Source organism: Desulfovibrio sp. X2 (assembly GCF_000422205.1).
Classification (GTDB): domain Bacteria; phylum Desulfobacterota; class Desulfovibrionia; order Desulfovibrionales; family Desulfovibrionaceae; genus Alkalidesulfovibrio.
The window spans coordinates 122,643-138,799 of record NZ_ATHV01000019.1 but is presented as its reverse complement, the minus strand read 5'-3'; the positions used below and the strand labels follow the sequence as shown (position 1 = coordinate 138,799).

At 68.0% G+C, this 16,157-nt stretch carries 16 protein-coding genes; 6 read left to right on the top strand and 10 right to left on the bottom strand.

Annotation, left to right across the window (positions count from 1 at the left end; all coding sequences use genetic code 11):
- Positions 1–134: 134 nt before the first annotated feature.
- From clpB to DSX2_RS07560, 3 genes are read right to left on the bottom strand one after another with little or no spacing between them, the layout of a single operon-like run.
- Complete coding sequence (gene clpB / locus DSX2_RS07570; RefSeq protein ID WP_020880577.1) at positions 135–2,741, bottom strand: ATP-dependent chaperone ClpB; 2,607 nt, start codon at positions 2,739–2,741, stop codon at positions 135–137.
- A gap of 37 nt (positions 2,742–2,778) precedes the next feature.
- The gene (locus DSX2_RS07565) at positions 2,779–3,078 is read right to left on the bottom strand and encodes a chaperone modulator CbpM (protein ID WP_020880576.1); all 300 of its coding nucleotides are present in this window, start codon (positions 3,076–3,078) and stop codon (positions 2,779–2,781) included.
- A 12-nt stretch (positions 3,079–3,090) separates the two neighbouring features.
- Entirely contained in the window at positions 3,091–4,125 is a 1,035-nt protein-coding gene (locus tag DSX2_RS07560; RefSeq protein ID WP_020880575.1) for a DnaJ C-terminal domain-containing protein, read from the bottom strand.
- Positions 4,126–4,269: 144 nt separating this feature from the next.
- On the opposite strand from DSX2_RS07560, the gene DSX2_RS07555 reads away from it, so the two are divergent.
- Together DSX2_RS07555 and DSX2_RS07550 are read left to right on the top strand one after the other, a co-directional pair.
- Positions 4,270–5,364 (top strand): polysaccharide deacetylase family protein, encoded by a 1,095-nt coding sequence (locus tag DSX2_RS07555; RefSeq protein ID WP_020880574.1) that lies wholly within the window; start codon positions 4,270–4,272, stop codon positions 5,362–5,364.
- Between the two features lie 80 nt (positions 5,365–5,444).
- Complete coding sequence (locus tag DSX2_RS07550; RefSeq protein ID WP_020880573.1) at positions 5,445–6,146, top strand: Smr/MutS family protein; 702 nt, start codon at positions 5,445–5,447, stop codon at positions 6,144–6,146.
- A 64-nt stretch (positions 6,147–6,210) separates the two neighbouring features.
- Here DSX2_RS07550 and DSX2_RS07545 read toward each other — a convergent pair whose 3' ends face one another.
- On the bottom strand, positions 6,211–6,975 hold the full coding sequence (locus DSX2_RS07545; RefSeq protein ID WP_172640014.1) for a ChbG/HpnK family deacetylase: 765 nt from the start codon (positions 6,973–6,975) through the stop codon (positions 6,211–6,213).
- Between the two features lie 93 nt (positions 6,976–7,068).
- Between DSX2_RS07545 and DSX2_RS07540 the strand changes: the two genes are divergently transcribed.
- The 4 genes from DSX2_RS07540 to DSX2_RS07525 all read left to right on the top strand — a co-directional run bounded on the left by DSX2_RS07540 (position 7,069) and on the right by DSX2_RS07525 (position 8,457).
- Positions 7,069–7,380, top strand: a complete 312-nt coding sequence (locus DSX2_RS07540) for a hypothetical protein (RefSeq protein WP_020880571.1) — start codon at positions 7,069–7,071, stop codon at positions 7,378–7,380.
- Between the two features lie 120 nt (positions 7,381–7,500).
- Positions 7,501–7,758, top strand: a complete 258-nt coding sequence (locus DSX2_RS07535) for a helix-turn-helix transcriptional regulator (protein ID WP_020880570.1) — start codon at positions 7,501–7,503, stop codon at positions 7,756–7,758.
- Between the two features lie 86 nt (positions 7,759–7,844).
- Complete coding sequence (locus tag DSX2_RS07530) at positions 7,845–8,090, top strand: helix-turn-helix transcriptional regulator (RefSeq protein WP_020880569.1); 246 nt, start codon at positions 7,845–7,847, stop codon at positions 8,088–8,090.
- Positions 8,091–8,163: 73 nt separating this feature from the next.
- Entirely contained in the window at positions 8,164–8,457 is a 294-nt protein-coding gene (locus DSX2_RS07525) for a hypothetical protein (RefSeq protein ID WP_020880568.1), read from the top strand.
- 114 nt (positions 8,458–8,571) lie between these two features.
- Here the strand turns inward: DSX2_RS07525 and priA are convergent, their stop codons facing one another.
- From priA to folP, 6 genes are all read right to left on the bottom strand, one after another.
- Positions 8,572–10,938, bottom strand: coding sequence for a primosomal protein N' (priA, locus tag DSX2_RS07520; RefSeq protein WP_020880567.1), 2,367 nt, complete (start codon positions 10,936–10,938; stop codon positions 8,572–8,574).
- 125 nt (positions 10,939–11,063) lie between these two features.
- On the bottom strand, positions 11,064–11,933 hold the full coding sequence (gene galU, locus DSX2_RS07515; RefSeq protein WP_020880566.1) for a UTP--glucose-1-phosphate uridylyltransferase GalU: 870 nt from the start codon (positions 11,931–11,933) through the stop codon (positions 11,064–11,066).
- A 33-nt stretch (positions 11,934–11,966) separates the two neighbouring features.
- Complete coding sequence (gene glmM / locus DSX2_RS07510) at positions 11,967–13,322, bottom strand: phosphoglucosamine mutase (RefSeq protein ID WP_020880565.1); 1,356 nt, start codon at positions 13,320–13,322, stop codon at positions 11,967–11,969.
- Between the two features lie 15 nt (positions 13,323–13,337).
- Positions 13,338–14,279, bottom strand: a complete 942-nt coding sequence (locus DSX2_RS07505) for a YbbR-like domain-containing protein (protein ID WP_020880564.1) — start codon at positions 14,277–14,279, stop codon at positions 13,338–13,340.
- 3 nt (positions 14,280–14,282) lie between these two features.
- Positions 14,283–15,026 (bottom strand): diadenylate cyclase CdaA, encoded by a 744-nt coding sequence (gene cdaA, locus DSX2_RS07500; RefSeq protein ID WP_020880563.1) that lies wholly within the window; start codon positions 15,024–15,026, stop codon positions 14,283–14,285.
- Between the two features lie 271 nt (positions 15,027–15,297).
- A complete protein-coding gene (gene folP / locus DSX2_RS07495; RefSeq protein WP_020880562.1) occupies positions 15,298–16,143 on the bottom strand; it encodes a dihydropteroate synthase in 846 nt (281 codons plus the stop codon).
- Positions 16,144–16,157: the final 14 nt, after the last annotated feature.

Sequence of the window (16,157 nt, the reverse complement as noted above, 5' to 3'; positions counted from 1 at the left end):
ACTTTTTTCACGAACGCGACACGAGCCGATTCGTCTCCCCCTCCCAAGCCCCTGTGCCGTCCCCCCGGCGCGAAAAAAGCCCGGTCCGCATGCGCGGACCGGGCCTTCGATCTGTCGACTGATTCCTTTCGATCCTACGACGCCGAGAAGGTCAGCTCCTCGCCGTCGGTGCCGATGGTCACGGTCTGGCCGTCGCCGAGCTCGCCGCCGATGAGCTTTCTGGCCAGCGGCGTCTCCAGATGGGCGGAGACGTAGCGCTTGAGCGGCCGCGCGCCGTAGACCGGATCGTAGGCCGCGTGGGCGATGAAGTCCTTGGCGTCGTCCGTGAGCGTGAGCTCGATCTTGCGCTCGGCCAGTCGCTTGCGCAGCCCCTCCACCTGCAGTTCCACGATGGCCTTGATCTGCTCGGGCAGAAGCGGCTTGAAGAGCACGATCTCGTCCACGCGGTTCAAGAACTCCGGCCTGAAGCCACGGCGCAGGTCGGCCATGACCTGGTCGCGCACGCCGGGCCTGAAGTCGCCCTCGGGCGAGATGCCCTCGATCATGTACTGCGAGCCGATGTTCGAGGTCATGATGATGATCGTGTTCTTGAAGTCCACGGTATGGCCCTTGGAGTCGGTCAGCCGCCCGTCGTCCAGGATCTGGAGCAAGGCGTTGAAGACGTCCGGGTGGGCCTTCTCGATCTCGTCGAAGAGCACCACGGCGTAGGGCTTGCGGCGCACGGCCTCGGTCAGCTGGCCGCCCTCGTCGTAGCCCACGTACCCCGGAGGCGCCCCGATGAGGCGCGCCACGGTGTGCTTCTCCATGTACTCGCTCATGTCCAGGCGGACCATGTTCTCCTCGGAGTCGAACAGGGCCTCGGCCAGGGTCTTGCACAGCTCGGTCTTGCCCACGCCCGTGGGGCCGAGAAAGATGAAGGAACCGATGGGGCGGCGCGGGTCCTTGAGTCCGGCGCGGGCGCGCAGCACGGCGTCGGACACGGCGCGCACGGCCTCGTCCTGGCCGACCACGCGGGCATGCAGCACCTCGGGCAGGCGCAGCAGCTTCTCGCGCTCGCCCTCCACGAGACGGGCCACGGGGATGCCGGTCCAGCGGGCGATTATCTCTGCGATGTCGTCCGGGCCGACCTCTTCCTTGAGCAGCCTGCGGCAGGGCTCCCCGCCCTCCTCGCAGCCCTCGGCGGCCAGGAGCTGCTGCTCCAGGGTGTGCAGCTTGGAATAGCGCAGCTCCGCGGCCTTGTTGTAGTCCAGGGCGCGCTCGGCCTCCTCGATCTCGAGCCGGGTACGCTCGATCTCTTCCTTGATCTTGCGCACGCCCTCGATTCCGGCCTTCTCGTTCTCCCACTGCCGCATGAGCTCGTCGCGGGCCTCCTTCAGGTCCACCAGCTCCTTCTCGAGCCTGGCCAGCCGGTCGCGCGACTTCTCGTCGGTCTCGCGCCTAAGTGCCTCGCGCTCGATCTCGAGCTGGAGCACGCGGCGGTTCAGCTCGTCGAGCTCCGTGGGCATGGAGTCGATCTCCGTGCGGATCATGGCCGCGGCCTCGTCGATGAGGTCGATGGCCTTGTCCGGGAGCTGGCGGTCCGTGATGTAGCGGTGCGAGAGCACGGCCGCCTCGACCAGCGCGGCGTCCGCGATGCGCACGCCGTGGTGGACCTCGAAACGCTCCCTGAGCCCGCGCAGGATGGAGACGGTGTCCTCCACCGTAGGCTCCTCGACCATGACCGGCTGGAAGCGGCGCTCGAGCGCCGGGTCCTTCTCGATGTTCTTCCTGTACTCGTCGATGGTCGTGGCGCCGATGCAGTGCAGCTCGCCGCGCGCGAGCATCGGCTTCAGCAGGTTGCCCGCGTCCATGGCGCCCTCGGCCTTGCCCGCGCCGACGATGGTGTGGATCTCGTCGATGAACAGGAGGATGCGGCCCTCGGACGACTGCACCTCCTTGAGCACGGCCTTCAGGCGCTCCTCGAACTCGCCCCGGTACTTGGCGCCCGCGATGAGCGCGCCCATGTCCAGGGAGAAGATGGTCTTGTCCTTCAGCCCCTCGGGCACGTCGGCCTTGAGGATGCGCTGGGCCAGCCCCTCGACGATGGCGGTCTTGCCCACGCCCGCCTCGCCGATGAGCACGGGGTTGTTTTTGGTGCGGCGCGAGAGGATGCGCACGCAGCGCCTGATCTCGGCATCGCGGCCGATGACCGGGTCGAGCTTGCCCTTGCGCGCCTCCTCCACGAGGTCGCGGCCGTACTTGGCGAGCGCCTCGTAGGTCTCCTCCGGGTTGGCCGAGGTCACGCGCTGCGAGCCGCGCACCTGGGTGAGCACGGCCAGGACCTTGTCCTTGTCCAGGCCGAAGGTGCGGTTCACGCGGCCCACCGGGGTGCCGGAAGGCTGCTCGCACAGGGCCAGGAAGATGTGCTCCACCGAGGTGTACTCGTCGGTCATCTTGCGCGCGGCCTGCTCGGCCTTGAGCAGGATCTCCTGCAGCGCCGGGGTGACGTATATCTGGCCGGGCTGCGCGCCGGGGCCGGAGACCTTGGGCATCTTGCCCAGCTCCGCCTCCACGGCGTTGGAATATGCCTTGGGGTCGAAGCCCGCCTTGCGCAGCAGGCTCGGCACGATGCCGTTCTCCTGCTCCACCAGGGCGAGCAGGAGATGGGGCGCGTCGACCTGCTGGTGGCCGAAGCGCACGGCCACGTTCTGGGCCTCGGACACGGCTTCCTGGGATTTCTGGGTGAACTTGTTCAGATCCATTCGCGGTTCCTCCGTACGAAAACGAGGCTTGGCGCCGCTACAGCAGGCGCCTGAGTTCGCTGATGCGCGCCTCGAGTTCCTCGACGCGCTCGATGAGATCGACGACTATGGTTCCGGCCATGGTCGACATGCCGATGTCGTTGCACAGCCGGTTCAGCTTCTTCATGCGGTAGACGTCCTCGGGGTGGAAGAGGAAGTCCTCGCCGCTCCTCACGGGCTCTATCCAGCCGAGCTCGATGATCTCGGCGATGCGGTCGGTGCCGATGTGGGCGATCTCCAGCACCTCGGCCCAGGCGATCAGCGCGGAGGGGGCGGGCAGGTTGTCGCTCTCGTTCATGCTCGCACCCTCCTAGAAGTTCCTGGGGTTGAAGGACGAGGTCTCGCGCAGCTTCTCCCAGAGTTCCTTCTCCTCCGGCGAGGCGGCCTGCGGCACCTTGACCATGACGCGCACGAAGAGGTCGCCCCTGCCCTGCGGCCCGGAGAGGCCCTTGCCACGCATACGCAGCTTCTGGCCGCTGCCCGTGCCCGCGGGAATGCGCATCTCGACCGCGCCGTCCAGGGTGGGCACGCGTACCGTGGCGCCCAGCGCCGCCTCCCAGGGGGCCAGCGGCAGGTCCAGGACGAGGTTCACGTCCTCCACGGTGTAGCGCGGATGCGGCAGCAGATTGACCCGCAGGAAGAGGTCCCCTGCGGCGCCGCCGCCGAATCCGGGGTTGCCCTGTCCGGCCAGCCGGATGCGCTGGCCCGTGCGCACGCCCGGGGGAATGTTGACCTGCAGCGTCTTGGTGGCCAAATGCGGCATGCCGTCCGGCCCGGCCTCCTGGACCGAGAGCGAGATGGACTTGCGACCGCCGCTGTAGGCCTCCTCGAGGGTCAGGTCGAGGGTCGCCTCGGCGTCCGAGCCGCGCCGGGTGCGCGGCCCGCCGGAGTAGGCCCCGCCGGAAAAGCCGCCGCCCGCACCGCCAGCCTGGCGGAAGATGTTCTCGAACCCGCCCTGGCCGCCGGAGAAGCGCGCTCCCGCGCCCCCGGCCGCGCCGCCGAAAAGGAACTCGAAGAAGTCCGAGAAGTCCCCGGCTCCGCCCCCACCGCCCGGGCCGCCGCGGAACTGGAAGTGGGTGTCCTCGTAGCCCGGAGGCGGCCGGAAGTCCTGGCCGGATTGCCAGTTTGGTCCGAGCGAGTCGTAGAGCTTGCGCTTCTCGGGGTCCTTCAGGACCTCGTACGCCTCGTTGATCTCCTTGAACCGCTCCTCGGCCTGCTTGTCGTTGGGGTTCAGGTCCGGGTGATGCTTGCGGGCAAGCTTCTTGAAAGCCTTGGAGATCTCCTCCTGCGTGGAGCTCCGCTTGACGCCGAGAAGGTCGTAGTAATCCTTGTATTTCACGCTCATGTCCGGTAGCACTCCCTGGGGCGTGCGTGCACTCGCCCCTTCGCGTCTCTGTATGAATCCATCAGGTAATGCCTGTTCTCCGTCTGTCAACAAACTGACGCGCAGTTCCTCGACACATTCCGGAATCAGCCGTAAAAGCAGCCCATGACGCAGAGCCTTCCCGTCCTCATGTACCACTATGTGGCCGAACCTGCGAACCCGATCGCGGTGCACCCGGCCATTTTCGAGGAACAGATGCGGCTCCTTTCCGCCGCGGGCTTCCGGGGCGTGTCCCTGGAGGAGGCGCACGCCTTCCTGGTCCGGGGCGAAAGGCTGCCCGGCCGCCCCTGCCTGATCACCTTCGACGACGGCTACCTGGACAACCTGGTCTACGCCTGGCCGCTCCTGGAAAAGTACGGCCACAAGGGCGTCGTCTTCGCGGTCACCGAGCGTCTGGCCGAGGGGCCGCTGCGCCCCACGCTGCGCGACGTCTGGGCCGGACGCATAAAGGCCTCCGGGCTGCCGCCGGTGAACAGCCCCTTCACGGTCGACGAGCTGGGCCTCGAGGTACGCCGCGACCTCTTCATCTCCCGCGAGGAAGCGCGGGCCGCCGAGGCTTCCGGGGTGCTGCGCATCGAGCCGCACGGGCACACGCACATCTCGGTCTTCCATAAACCGGATTTCCATACCTTTTTCAAGCCCTCCCGGAAGAAGCGCACCTTCGACGGGATCGCGGGCCGCATCGTCTGGGGACTGCCCCGGTTCGCCGAGGCCCCGGGGCTGGCCACGCACGCCTATCTGCCCTCGGACGCGCTCTACGAGCTGGCCCTGCGTGAGGTGCCGCAGGACGACCGCGAGGCGCTGGAATTCTTCAAGGACGCGCGAAACGAGGAGCGGCTGAAGGCCAAGGTCCTGGCCGTCCCCCAGGAGCACTGGGGCCGCTACGAGACGGACCGGGAATACGCGGAGCGCGTCGCCCGCGACCTCACGGCCTCGGTCGCGACGCTTCGCGAGGTGCTCGGCCGCGACCCGGTGTCGATCGCCTGGCCCTGGGGGGCGTACACGAACACGGCGCGGGAGATCGCGCAGGGGCTCGGCATCGAGATGTTCTTCTGCACCCGCGCGGGCGCGAACCCGCCGGGCGCGCCCCTGGCCGTGCACCGCTTCAAGGCCCGGCCCAAGGCCGGGCTCTGGCTTCGTTCGCGCCTGGAGATTTACTCCCGCCCCTGGCTGGCCCGGCTCTACGCCGTCCTCCACTGACGTTTCGGGCGGACGCAGCCCCCGGCGTCAGCCTTGCTTCGCGGCGTGGCGCGCCCTATTCTGCCCTCGCGAGGTCTTCAATGAACACACCTTTCGACAAGCTCAAGAAGCTGAAGATAGCCCCGAAGGAAGAGGCGCGGGCAAAGGCCGCGAAGCCTGTGGCAAAGCCTGCCCCCAAGCCTGCCGCGGCGGACGAGGACTCGGTCTTCGCCCAGGCCATGGGCGGGGTGAAGCCCCTTTCCGGCAGCGGACGCACCGTGGCCCCGGACGCCCCGCCGCCCAAGGCCCCGGCCGCGCCCCAGGACGACGACACGGTGGCCACCCTGGACAAGCTGCTCTCGGGCGAGCTCGATTTCGAGCTGGAATACACGGACGAGTTCATGCACGGCCAGGTGCGCGGCCTGGACGGGAAGATATTCCGCCGCCTCAAGGCCGGACAGTACGCCGTGGAGGCCCACCTGGACATGCACGGCATGACCCAGGAGCAGGCCTACGACGCCCTGCTCTTCTTCCTGCGCGAGGCCTACTTCTCGGGCAAGCGCGTGGTCCTGCTCATCCCCGGCCGGGGCAAGGGCTCGCCTCACGGCCTGGGGCTCCTCAAGCGCGAGATCCAGTTCTGGCTCACACGCGAGCCGCTGCGCCGCGCGGTGCTGGCCTACTGCACCGCCCTGCCGCGCCACGGCGGCGCGGGCGCGCTCTACGTCATGCTGCGCAAGTTCCGCAAGGAGACGGGCAAGGTGGCCTTCGAGCGCACCGGATTCTGGGCCGACGGCATCGGCTGAATCCGGAGGCTGCCCCGGCGGTACAGGGGGATTCGGGAGGATTGAGGGGACGCTTCGGGCGCCCCTAGCGGCGCCTGCCGAGGGCGGCGTAGGAGGTGGTCTTCGCCCCCTGGGAGCGCGCGGCCATGCGCGCACCCGAGAGCCGGAGCGAACTCCATTCCTCGGCCCGTTCGGCAGCGTAGCTGGTGATCTTCGCGAGTTCCGGCTCGGGCAGCCCGGGATGGACCATGATCTCCACGATCCCGTTCTCCCCGCACCGTTCGAGCGCGCCGTGCGTCAGGCGCAGGAACCGCTCCACCGTCCTCTCGCCCTCGTCGTAGTCCCTGACGAACACGTCCGGACAGGCGATGCCGCTCGTGCGCAGCGCCGTCACGTCCTCGCCGGTCACGGCGCGCACCGGAAGGCCGAAGCGCCGGGCCACGCGCACGAGGACCTTGCGCAGGCCGGGCCGGACGTGGATGTGGTGATGTCCGTCCAGATGCGTGGGCTGCACGCCCCAGGCCATCAGGGCCTCGACCTGGGCCATCCATTCGGCCTCGACCTCGGCCGGGTCCGGATTCCAGCCCGCGGGAACGCGGCGGTGAAACGCCCCGCTCTCGTCCACCAGCGAAGGCGTGCGCGCGGCCCCCAGGCGGGGACTGCCCGCTGTGAGCTGCAGATGGACCCCCGCCTGGTCCTTGAGCAGGGCGGCATGGCGGCGCACCCGCTCCTCGGCCCCGTCCGCGCAGGTCATGACCGTGGTCGAGGTCACCGCCCCGGCGGCCATGAGTTCCGCCACGGCCCCGCAGATGCCGTCGGACAGGCCGAAATCGTCGGCATTCACTATCACGCGCCGCACAAGCTCTCCCCTGTTGCTCCGGACCGCCGCCGGGAGACGGCGGCCAGCCCCTGCGTCATATGTTCTTAACCTTGCAGGCGCATGATGTCATGCGACTTCTTCGACACAGCACAGCACGAGCGCCCCATGCCGGATCCAGCACGCAATCCGTTCGCCTCGCAGCGTCTGCGCCGCATTACCGGCTGGACCCTGGTCGTCGTAGGCATCCCGCTCTACATCCTGCCCCTGCCCCTCGGCCTGCCGGTCATCGTCCCCGGCATCCTCCTCGTCATCAGCGGTTCTCCGTCCATGCGCCGACGATTCGTCAGGCTGCGCAACGTATTTCCTGCCATCTATGCAAAATTCAAGATGTTCAGAAAACGCAGGGCTGCTTCCAGAAGGACCCCGCGGACCTGAATCCCGCATGACGGCTGCAAAATCGCCGGAACAGACAAATCAGGCTATCCCATTGCAATTGTTCGCGCCTTTTCGTATTAGGAAAAAAGTGAGGGGAGATGAGCAGTTAAAGGATATACAATGGACGAACAATCGTCGAGGCTCCATGCCTCGAATAACGACTCAGCCGAGCTCCTGCTCGACCTCAGCAAAGTCGGGCGCAAGACAGCGCTGCGTACCTGGCTCATATACCACGGAATCTCCGAAAAGACGATCGCCAGAAAGCTCAGTGTCAGCGCATCCACTGTCACGCGCCTGCTCTCCGGGGAGCGACGCTCGCAAAGCATGCTCAAGGCCCTGGTGGACATGGGCATCCCCCGCGACCTGCTCGATGAATAGACTGGCGCATAGGGAGCTTGCCCGCGCGGCGTTATTTTCTCCGCCCAGGGCTTTTAGAGAGGTCAATTCTTTGCCATACTGCGGCAATGGATCTCGTACTCGACCTGACCAAGGTGGACAGGGAGAAGGCCTTGCGCACGTGGCTCACCTACCACGGCATCTGCGAGAAGAAGCTCGCCGAGGAGGTGGGCGTGTCCCCCTCGGCCATCACCCGGATCATCAAGGGAGAGCGGGCGTCCCGCAATCTCGTGGAGCGTCTCGTGGCGGCCGGGATTCCCCGCTCGCTCCTGCCCACGCCGGGTCCGGGGCCGGGTCGCCCGGCCAGGACGTAGCGTTCCTGAAAACCCGCATCCATTCCATTTTTTTTACTTTTAAAATCGGCAATTTTTTGCCATAATACTTCCCATGTCGTTGCTTCTCGATCTCAGCCTGATCGACCGCGAGCGGGCCGTCAGCGCATGGCTGGCCTACCACGGCATCTCCAAGGCGGACCTCGCGCGCCAGATCGGCGTGGACCCCTCGTTCATCACCTACGTGCTGCAGGGCAAGCGCCGCTCACGGCGCATCCACGCCCTGCTCGTGGACCTCGGCGTGCCCGGCGAGCTTCTGCCCGATCCGGGTAACGGCCCGGGACGACCGCGCAAGACCCCGGCCGCGGACACGCCCCAGGCGAAAGACGCCAAGACCCCGGGCAGCTGAGCGCCCGGCGCCTCCTTCCCCCTTCTCCAACCTGATTCGCCCCGTGTCCCGGGAATGCGTGGCCTTGTCGCGTGCCCGCGGAAAATCCGCAGGCCCGACCTGGACCTGCCAGCGCTAGAGCATGCTGACCGGATCGAGATCGAGCGAGAGCCTGATCTCGGTGTTCTTCGGCAGGAGCGTCCGGGCGCGGGCGTACAGCTCGCGGATCTGCAGCCAGGAATCGGCCTTGAGCAGGCAGTGCACTCGCTTGCGCCCCTTGAGCTGGGAGAGCGGAGCCGGAGCCGGGCCGAGGAGGCGCACGCCCTTCTCCGCCGCGAGGCGGGAAAGCTCCCCGGCCAGCGCCGCGATCTGGGTCGGTCCCTCGGGATCGTCCGAGGGATGGCTCAGGCGCAGGAGGCCGAGGCGCACGAAGGGCGGGTAGCCGAAGCGGCGGCGCAGCTCTATCTCGCGCGCGTAGAAGCCCTCGTAGTCCGCGTCGAGCACGAAACGCCAGAAGGGGTGGCTCGGGCTGCGCGTCTGGATGAGCACCGTGCCGGGCTTCTCGCCGCGTCCCGCCCTGCCCGCCACCTGGACCAGGAGCTGGAAGGTCCGCTCCGTGGCGCGGTAGTCCGGCATGTTGAGCCCCATGTCCGCCTCGGCCACGACCACCAGGGTCACGCCCGGAAAGTGGTGCCCCTTGGAGAGCATCTGCGTGCCGACCATGACCTGTGCCCGGCCTGCGGCGAAATCGCCCAAAATGGCTTCCATGCGCTCGCGGCGCCTGGCCGCGTCGCGGTCGAGCCTGACCACGGCGGTGTCCGGCGGCAGGATATGCCCCAGGACCTCCTCGAGCTGTTCCGTGCCCTCGCCCATGGGCACGAAGGCCGTCTGGCCGCATTTCGAGCAGGGCGAGGGGAACGGCAGGGACAGGCCGCAGTAGTGGCAGACCAGCCGCTCGCGCGCCTTGTGGTAGGTCAGCGAGACGCGGCAGTTGGGGCAGGAGATGGCCTCCTCGCAGGACAGGCAGTACATCACCGGCGAATAGCCGCGCCTGTTCAGCATGATGATGGCCTGCTCCCCGGCCTCCACCGTGGCAGTGAGCTTCTCGACGGCCTCGGCGCACAGGGGCCCTTCTCCCCGGCGGCCGGAGATGTCCACGAGCTCCACGGCGGGCGGCTCGCCCGCGCCCACGCGGCGGGAAAGCCGCGAGAGCGGCATGGCCCCGTTCTGCGCGGCGTGGTAGGTCTTCAGGTCCGGCGTGGCCGAGCCGAGCACGAGCAGCGCGCCCGCTCGCGTGGCCCTGAACCAGGCCACTTCCTTGGCCTGGTAGACCAGCCGCTCGTCCTGCTTGAAGGACTCGTCGTGCTCCTCGTCGAGCACCACGAGGCCGGGGGCGCGCAGGGGCAGAAAGAGCGCGGAACGCGTGCCGACCACCAGACGCGGCCCCTCCTCCGACGCGGCTCGGAACACGGCCTCGCGGCGGCCGGGCGGCAGGTAGCCGTGGTAGAAGTCCACGCGCGCGCCCGGCAGGGCGGTGCAGGCCGCCCGGTGCAGGGCCATGGCCAGGGCGACCTCGGGCGCGAGCAGGAGCGCGGGCCGCCCCTGCTCCAGGCAGCGGCGGATGAGCCGAAGATAGACGAAGGTCTTGCCGCTGCCGGTTATGCCGTGCAGCAGCCGCGAGGCGCCCTTTCCCGAGGAGAAGCCCGCATCCATGGCCGCGAGCATCTCGTCAAGCGCAGCGGCCTGCTCCCCGGTGGGCTCTATCTCGTCCAGCCAGGAGGCGCCCCCGGCGCCGTTTTCGGGCGCGGGCACCGCATCCTCGGGCCACGGCCCCACGGCCAGCAGCCCGCGCTCCTCGAGCACCTGCAGCGAGGGCTCGTGCCCGGGCCCCATGGCCGCCGTGAGGTGCTCGCGCGCCACCGGCCCGCTGTCGTAAAGATAGTCGAGGATGCGCGCCTGGCGCACAGCGCCGGGGCGGACGGGCCAGGGAGGATCGGCCAGCAGCCGCACGCAGATGTCGCGCTCGGGCTTGCCCGCCACCTCCATTCTGCCCCGCATCCACTCCCCGGCCAGCGCGGCCAGCTCGGCGCCGGGCAGATCGGCCAGGTCGCGGGGCGAGAAGCTGCGCTTGCGCCCCTTGCCGCCGCGCACCTTGTAGCGCACCTGGGCGCTGCGCACGCCCCGCGGCAGGAGGCCGAAGAGGACCTGCCCCAGCGGCTCGGCCAGCCGCGCGGAAAGGTTCCTGGCCATCTCCAGGTAGTCCGCCCCGAGCAGGGGCTCGCGCTCGAGCGGCCAGAGCAGCGGCCGCGTGGCCACGCCCTCGGGCGCCGCCTCCTCCGGTCCGACGACGACCACGGCGCGGAAACCGCCGCCGAGCGGCGCCAAGGCCCGGCTGCCGGGTACGAAGGCTTCGGCCGGGAAATATTCCGGCAGTTCGTAGGTCAGGAGGGCGAAGGGCGGGCTCGGCAGGGCCACGCGCAGGAAACGGGGAGCGTCGGGCACGGTTCAGCAGGGGTTGGAGGCGATTCGCGGAAAAACGCCGGACCGGAACAGGCCCGGAAAACGGCGCGCCCCCGTCCCGCCAGCCGAGGCTGCCGGGACGGGGGCGCGACACGCCGCGTGCGGCTCTAGCCGCACGAGAGCAGTTCCCGCAGACGATGCACGAGGTCGTCGCGCAGGTTCTCGTCGTGCAGGGCGAAGTAGATGTTGGCCGTGAGGTAGTCCACCCAGTCGCCCACGTCGAAGCGCTGGCCGCGGATCTTCACCGCCAGCAGCCGCTTGTCGGCGGCCATCATCTGCAGGGCGTCCGTGAGCTGTATCTCGCCGCCCACGCCGGGCCTGACCTCGTCGAGGTAGGGGAAGATCTCGGGCGTGAGCACGTAGCGGCCGATGACCGCCATGCGCGAGGGAGCCTCGGACATGGGCGGCTTCTCCACCACGTTGCGCACGCGGTAGAGCCCGGGCGAGAACTCGTCGCCCGCGATGATGCCGTAGTTGGAGACCTTGCTCTTGGGCACTTCCATGACGCCGATGACGGCCATGTTCTCGGCCCGGGCCACGTCGATGAGCTGGCGGATGCCCGGCTCGGCGCCGAACATCAGGTCGTCGCCCACCATGACCGCGAAGTTCTCGTTCTTGACCACCTCGCGGGCGCAGAGCACGGCGTGTCCGAGACCCAGCTGGACCTTCTGGCGCACGGAGATGATGTTCACCATCTCGGCCACGTCCCGGACTTCCTTGAGCAGCTTGTCCTTGCCCGCGCGGGCGAGGAGGTTCTCGAGGACCAGGTTGTAGTCGAAGTGGTCCTCGATGATCTTCTTGTCCTTGTTGTTGATGAAGACCACGGTGCTGAGGCCAGAGGAGATGGCCTCCTCGACCACGTACTGGACCGTGGGCTTCTTGTAGACCGGCAGCATCTCCTTGGGGATGTTCTTGGTTGCGGGCAGCGAGCGCGTGCCCCAGCCGGCGACGGGAATGACGACCTTGTTTATGAGCATTAGAGCCCCCTTTTCGCCAGAGTGTTCGAGTCGTTACTGTAGGTACTTCTCACAGGCGCAGGCGATCTCGCTCGCCAGGGCCCGCACGAGTTCTTCGTTCTCGCCTTCAACCATCACCCGAGCCTTGGGCTCGGTGCCGGAATAGCGCAGGAGCACGCGCCCCTTGCCGCCGAGCCGGCTCTCGGCCGCCAGGACGGCCTTCGCGATCTCCGGGGCTTCCTCGAAGGGGATCTTCCGTCCCACCTCGACGTTCACGAGCACCTGCGGGAAAGGCTCGAGCAGATGCGAAAGCTCGGAAAGCGGCTTCTGCTTTGCCACCATTATACGCAAGAGTTGCAGCGCGGCAAGGATGCCGTCGCCGGTGGTGGCGAAATTGATGAAAATGATGTGCCCGGACTGCTCGCCGCCGAGCACCGCCTTCTCCCGGCGCATGCCCTCGGCCACGTAGCGGTCGCCCACCTTGGTGCGCACCAGGCGGCCGCCGCGCTCGTGCATGAAGATCTCGAGCGCCATGTTGCTCATGACCGTGGAGACGAGCGTGCCGCCGTTCATCTCGCCGCGCTCCATGAGGTCCTGGGCGCACAGGGCCATGATCTGGTCGCCGTCCAGCACCTGGCCCTTCTCGTCCACGACGATGACGCGGTCCGCGTCGCCGTCCAGGGCGATGCCGATGTCCGCGCCGATCTCGCGCACCTTCGCAGCGATGCGCTCGGGATAGGTCGAGCCGCACTGCTCGTTGATGTTCCTGCCGCTCGGCTCGCAGCCGAACTTGACGACCTTGGCCCCGAGCTCCTCGAAGACCAGGGGGGCGACCTTGTAGGCCGCGCCGTTAGCGCAGTCGAGGGCGATGGTCAGGCCGTCCAGGGTGAGCTCGTTGGGGAAGGTGTTCTTCAGCGCCACGATGTAGCGGCCCGAGGCGTCCTGGATGCGGAAGGCGCGGCCCACGGTCTCGGAGTCGGGGTAGTCCCACTGCTCCGAGCCGTCGCGCAGGACCATCTCCGCGATCTCGTCCTCGGCCTCGTCGGGCAGCTTCATGCCCATGGGGTCGAAGAACTTGATGCCGTTGTCGTAGTAAGGATTGTGCGAGGCGGAGATGACCACGCCCGCGGCCGCGCGCATGTTGCGCGTGAGAAAGGAGATGGCGGGCGTGGGCAGCGGGCCGACGAGGAAGGCGTCCATGCCCGAGGCGCAGAGCCCGGAGGTCAGGGCCGTCTCGAAGACGTAGCCCGAAAGTCGCGTGTCCTTGCCTATGATGATGCGGCTGTGCGCTGTCGTGGCCTTGAAGACCCTGCCCGCGGCCAGGCCGAGCCTGAGCGCGATCTCCGGGGTCATGGGCCACTCGTTCACGCGGCCGCGCAGACCGTCCGTGCCGAAAAGTCGCTTGGTCATGGACAAGAGTTCTCCTTACTTGGGCTTCGCCGCGGATGCCGGCGCCTTGCGCGCTTCCGCCGCCTTGGGGATGGTAAGATGGACCTTGTCGGGCCTCACTTCCAGGACCTTGGTCCAGCGCGGCAGGTCGAAAGCGAGCGAGGCGTCCCTCCGGCCGGACGAAAAGTCGGTTCCGGGCGCAAGGGTGACTCGTATTTCCTTACGGAATTTTTCGCTTTGCGCAAGGCTTTCCGGGAGCTCCAGGCGCACACGCACCTGTCCGGGCGCGATGACCACGTTGGCCGGACTGTCGGGCTTCTCGACCGCGAGGCGGGCCCACAGCTGCACGGTGCGCGGGCCGAAGACGTAGTGCACGCCGACCTGGGCGGGATCGGACTCGGTGCCGTCCGGCAGCTTGATGGGCCTGCGGCCCGAGATGTCGTTCGGGCTGTCCGGGTCCACCTGCCAGGCCTTGGTCTCCACGAAGCTCACCCCGTCAAGCACGCTCTTCGGCCCTGTGAGCTTCACTTCCGCCGGAGTGGCGGAGGCCTGCTTGAGCTCCCAGCCGGAAGGCAGGTCGCCTTCCCAGTCGGGGCGCACGGGCACGGTCTTGGAGACCAGGGCGTCGGCCGTGACCGTGAGGCGCGCGGGCTTGATCTCGAGGGGCGAGAGCGCCCCGGACAGCGGGACGTTCGAGCTGTTCAGGGTGATGTTGTTCTCGCCCGCCTGGATGCCCGAAAGGTTCAGGATGTAGGTCAGGTCCGCGGCGTTCACGGTGCGCACCAGGCCGCGCGGCCCGCGGATGCGGACCTCGAGCTTGGCTGGCACGCCGTCGAGCACCACGAGCCCCTTGGGCGTGTTCGTGGTCACCACCGGGACCTCGATCCAGGTCTCCACCCGTTCGCGGCCGGAGACGAGGTACCAGGAGATCACGGCCAGCACCAGGGCCAGGATCATGTATTGCCAGTTGTTGCGCACGGGCTAGCTCTCCAGGGCTTCCGTGACCTTGCCCTGCAGCGCGGATTCGGTCAGCCCGTAGTAGATGCGCCCCCTGTTGACCAGGGAGATCTCGCCCCGTTCCTCGCTGACCACCAGGATCACTGCGTCGGTCTCCTCGGAGAGGCCGATGGCCGCGCGGTGCCTGGTGCCGAAGGCCGTGGACAGCGTGGCGTCGTGCGTGAGCGGCAGGATGCAGCTGGCGGCCGCGATCCTGTCGCCGCGGATGATGACCGCGCCGTCGTGCAGGGGCGTGTTGTGGTGGAAGATGGTCAGCAGAAGCTCTGTGGTCACCTTGGCGCCGATCTCCACTCCCTTCTCGATGACGTCGCCCAGGGGCACGCGCTTCTCGAAGACGACCAGGGCGCCGGTGCGCGTCTTGGCCATGGTCGTGAGCGCGTCCAGGACCTCGGAGAGAACCTCGCCCGCCACGGCCTTGCGCAGCCGGAAGCGATGCTCGCCGAGCTCCGAGAGGGCCTTCCTGATGTCGCTCTGAAAGAGGATGATGATCACCAGGAAGATGGAGCCCAGGAAGTTCGCCAGGAACCAGTTGAGCGTGTAGAGCCCTATCTCGCCGGAGAGATAGTAGAGGACGAGGACGAGCACCAGGCCGTAGATGACCGGCACGGCCCTGGTGCCCTTGAAGAGCAGGATGAGGCGGTAATAGATGATGGCCACGAGGCCGATATCAAGTATTTCCCGCCAGGAAAACTGCGAGGTGTCAAGCATCGGGGATATCTGCGGGCATCTGAGGAACGAAACCCTGGCCGCTTGATTGGAGTCCGTCGCGATCCGGCAAGTAGCCGGATCCCTCTGCACTCGCGCGGTATCTTTCAGCCTAGCGCGCCTTCATGGTCTTGGCAAGGACCCCCCGCGCAAAGCGCTGCTGTCCTTTCCCGGACTCCTGTAATCAGGCAAGCCGGATTCCGGCGGGACAAGAGGTCGGGCACGGCCTTTCCGCCCCCTTCCCTTCCTCCCCGATGCCTTTCGCTTCGCCGCCCTACTCTCCGCCCGGACGCATGGCCTCGGCCAGGCGCAGGGCGGCCACGGCCGGAGCGACCTCGTGCAGGCGGTGGATGCGCACGCCGCGCGCCTGCAGAAGCGCGCTCGCGATGCGCGTGGCCTCCTGGCGCTCGTCGGGGCCGAAGCCGAGGAGCCTGCCGAAGAGGCTCTTGTTGGACAGGGCCATGTACACGGGCCTGCCGAATTCCATGAACTCCTCGATGCGGCGCAGGATCTCCAGGTTGTGCTCGAGCGTCTTGCCGAAGCCGATGCCTGGATCGAGCACGATGCGGTCCTCGGGCAGCCCGGCGCGCACGAGGCGGCCCAGATGTCCGGCGAAGAATGCCTTGAGGTCCGCGACCACGTCTCCGTAGCGGGGATCGTCCTGCATGGTGCGCGGCTCGCCCTGCGCGTGCATGAGCACATAGCCGGGCTTGTGCTGCGCGAGCACGTCCGTGAGCGCGGGATCGAAGCGGCAGGCCGAGACGTCGTTTATGATGGCTGCGCCCGCGGCGAGGCAGGCCACGGCCACGGCGGCCTTGGTGGTGTCCACGGAGACCGCGGCATCCGGGGAGAGAGGCGCCAGGGCCCGGACCACGGGCAGGACGCGGGATATCTCGGTTTCCTCGTCCACGGCCTCGGAACCGGGCCGCGTGGACTCGCCGCCCACGTCGAGCACGGCCGCGCCCTCGGCGGCCAGGCGGCGGCCCTGGGCCGCGGCGGCCTCGGCAGAGGCATGGCGCCCGCCGTCGTAGAACGAGTCCGGCGTGACGTTGACGATGCCGCAAATGATATGGGGGGCCGGTCCAAGGACCGTCCCCCCCTTGATCGTCCAGGTGATCATTCGTGTCTTGCCGG

What these genes read in the sequence shown, in the direction of transcription:
- clpB (WP_020880577.1), bottom strand. Translation starts at nt 2,741, where the DNA reads ATGGATCTGAACAAGTTCACCCAGAAATCCCAGGAAGCCGTGTCCGAG.
- cdaA (WP_020880563.1), bottom strand. Translation starts at nt 15,026, where the DNA reads ATGCTTGACACCTCGCAGTTTTCCTGGCGGGAAATACTTGATATCGGC.
- galU (WP_020880566.1), bottom strand. Translation starts at nt 11,933, where the DNA reads ATGCTCATAAACAAGGTCGTCATTCCCGTCGCCGGCTGGGGCACGCGC.
- DSX2_RS07535 (WP_020880570.1), top strand. Translation starts at nt 7,501, where the DNA reads ATGGACGAACAATCGTCGAGGCTCCATGCCTCGAATAACGACTCAGCC.
- DSX2_RS07560 (WP_020880575.1), bottom strand. Translation starts at nt 4,125, where the DNA reads ATGAGCGTGAAATACAAGGATTACTACGACCTTCTCGGCGTCAAGCGG.
- DSX2_RS07550 (WP_020880573.1), top strand. Translation starts at nt 5,445, where the DNA reads ATGAACACACCTTTCGACAAGCTCAAGAAGCTGAAGATAGCCCCGAAG.
- folP (WP_020880562.1), bottom strand. Translation starts at nt 16,143, where the DNA reads ATGATCACCTGGACGATCAAGGGGGGGACGGTCCTTGGACCGGCCCCC.
- DSX2_RS07565 (WP_020880576.1), bottom strand. Translation starts at nt 3,078, where the DNA reads ATGAACGAGAGCGACAACCTGCCCGCCCCCTCCGCGCTGATCGCCTGG.
- DSX2_RS07540 (WP_020880571.1), top strand. Translation starts at nt 7,069, where the DNA reads ATGTCATGCGACTTCTTCGACACAGCACAGCACGAGCGCCCCATGCCG.
- DSX2_RS07530 (WP_020880569.1), top strand. Translation starts at nt 7,845, where the DNA reads ATGGATCTCGTACTCGACCTGACCAAGGTGGACAGGGAGAAGGCCTTG.
- DSX2_RS07525 (WP_020880568.1), top strand. Translation starts at nt 8,164, where the DNA reads ATGTCGTTGCTTCTCGATCTCAGCCTGATCGACCGCGAGCGGGCCGTC.
- glmM (WP_020880565.1), bottom strand. Translation starts at nt 13,322, where the DNA reads ATGACCAAGCGACTTTTCGGCACGGACGGTCTGCGCGGCCGCGTGAAC.
- DSX2_RS07555 (WP_020880574.1), top strand. Translation starts at nt 4,270, where the DNA reads ATGACGCAGAGCCTTCCCGTCCTCATGTACCACTATGTGGCCGAACCT.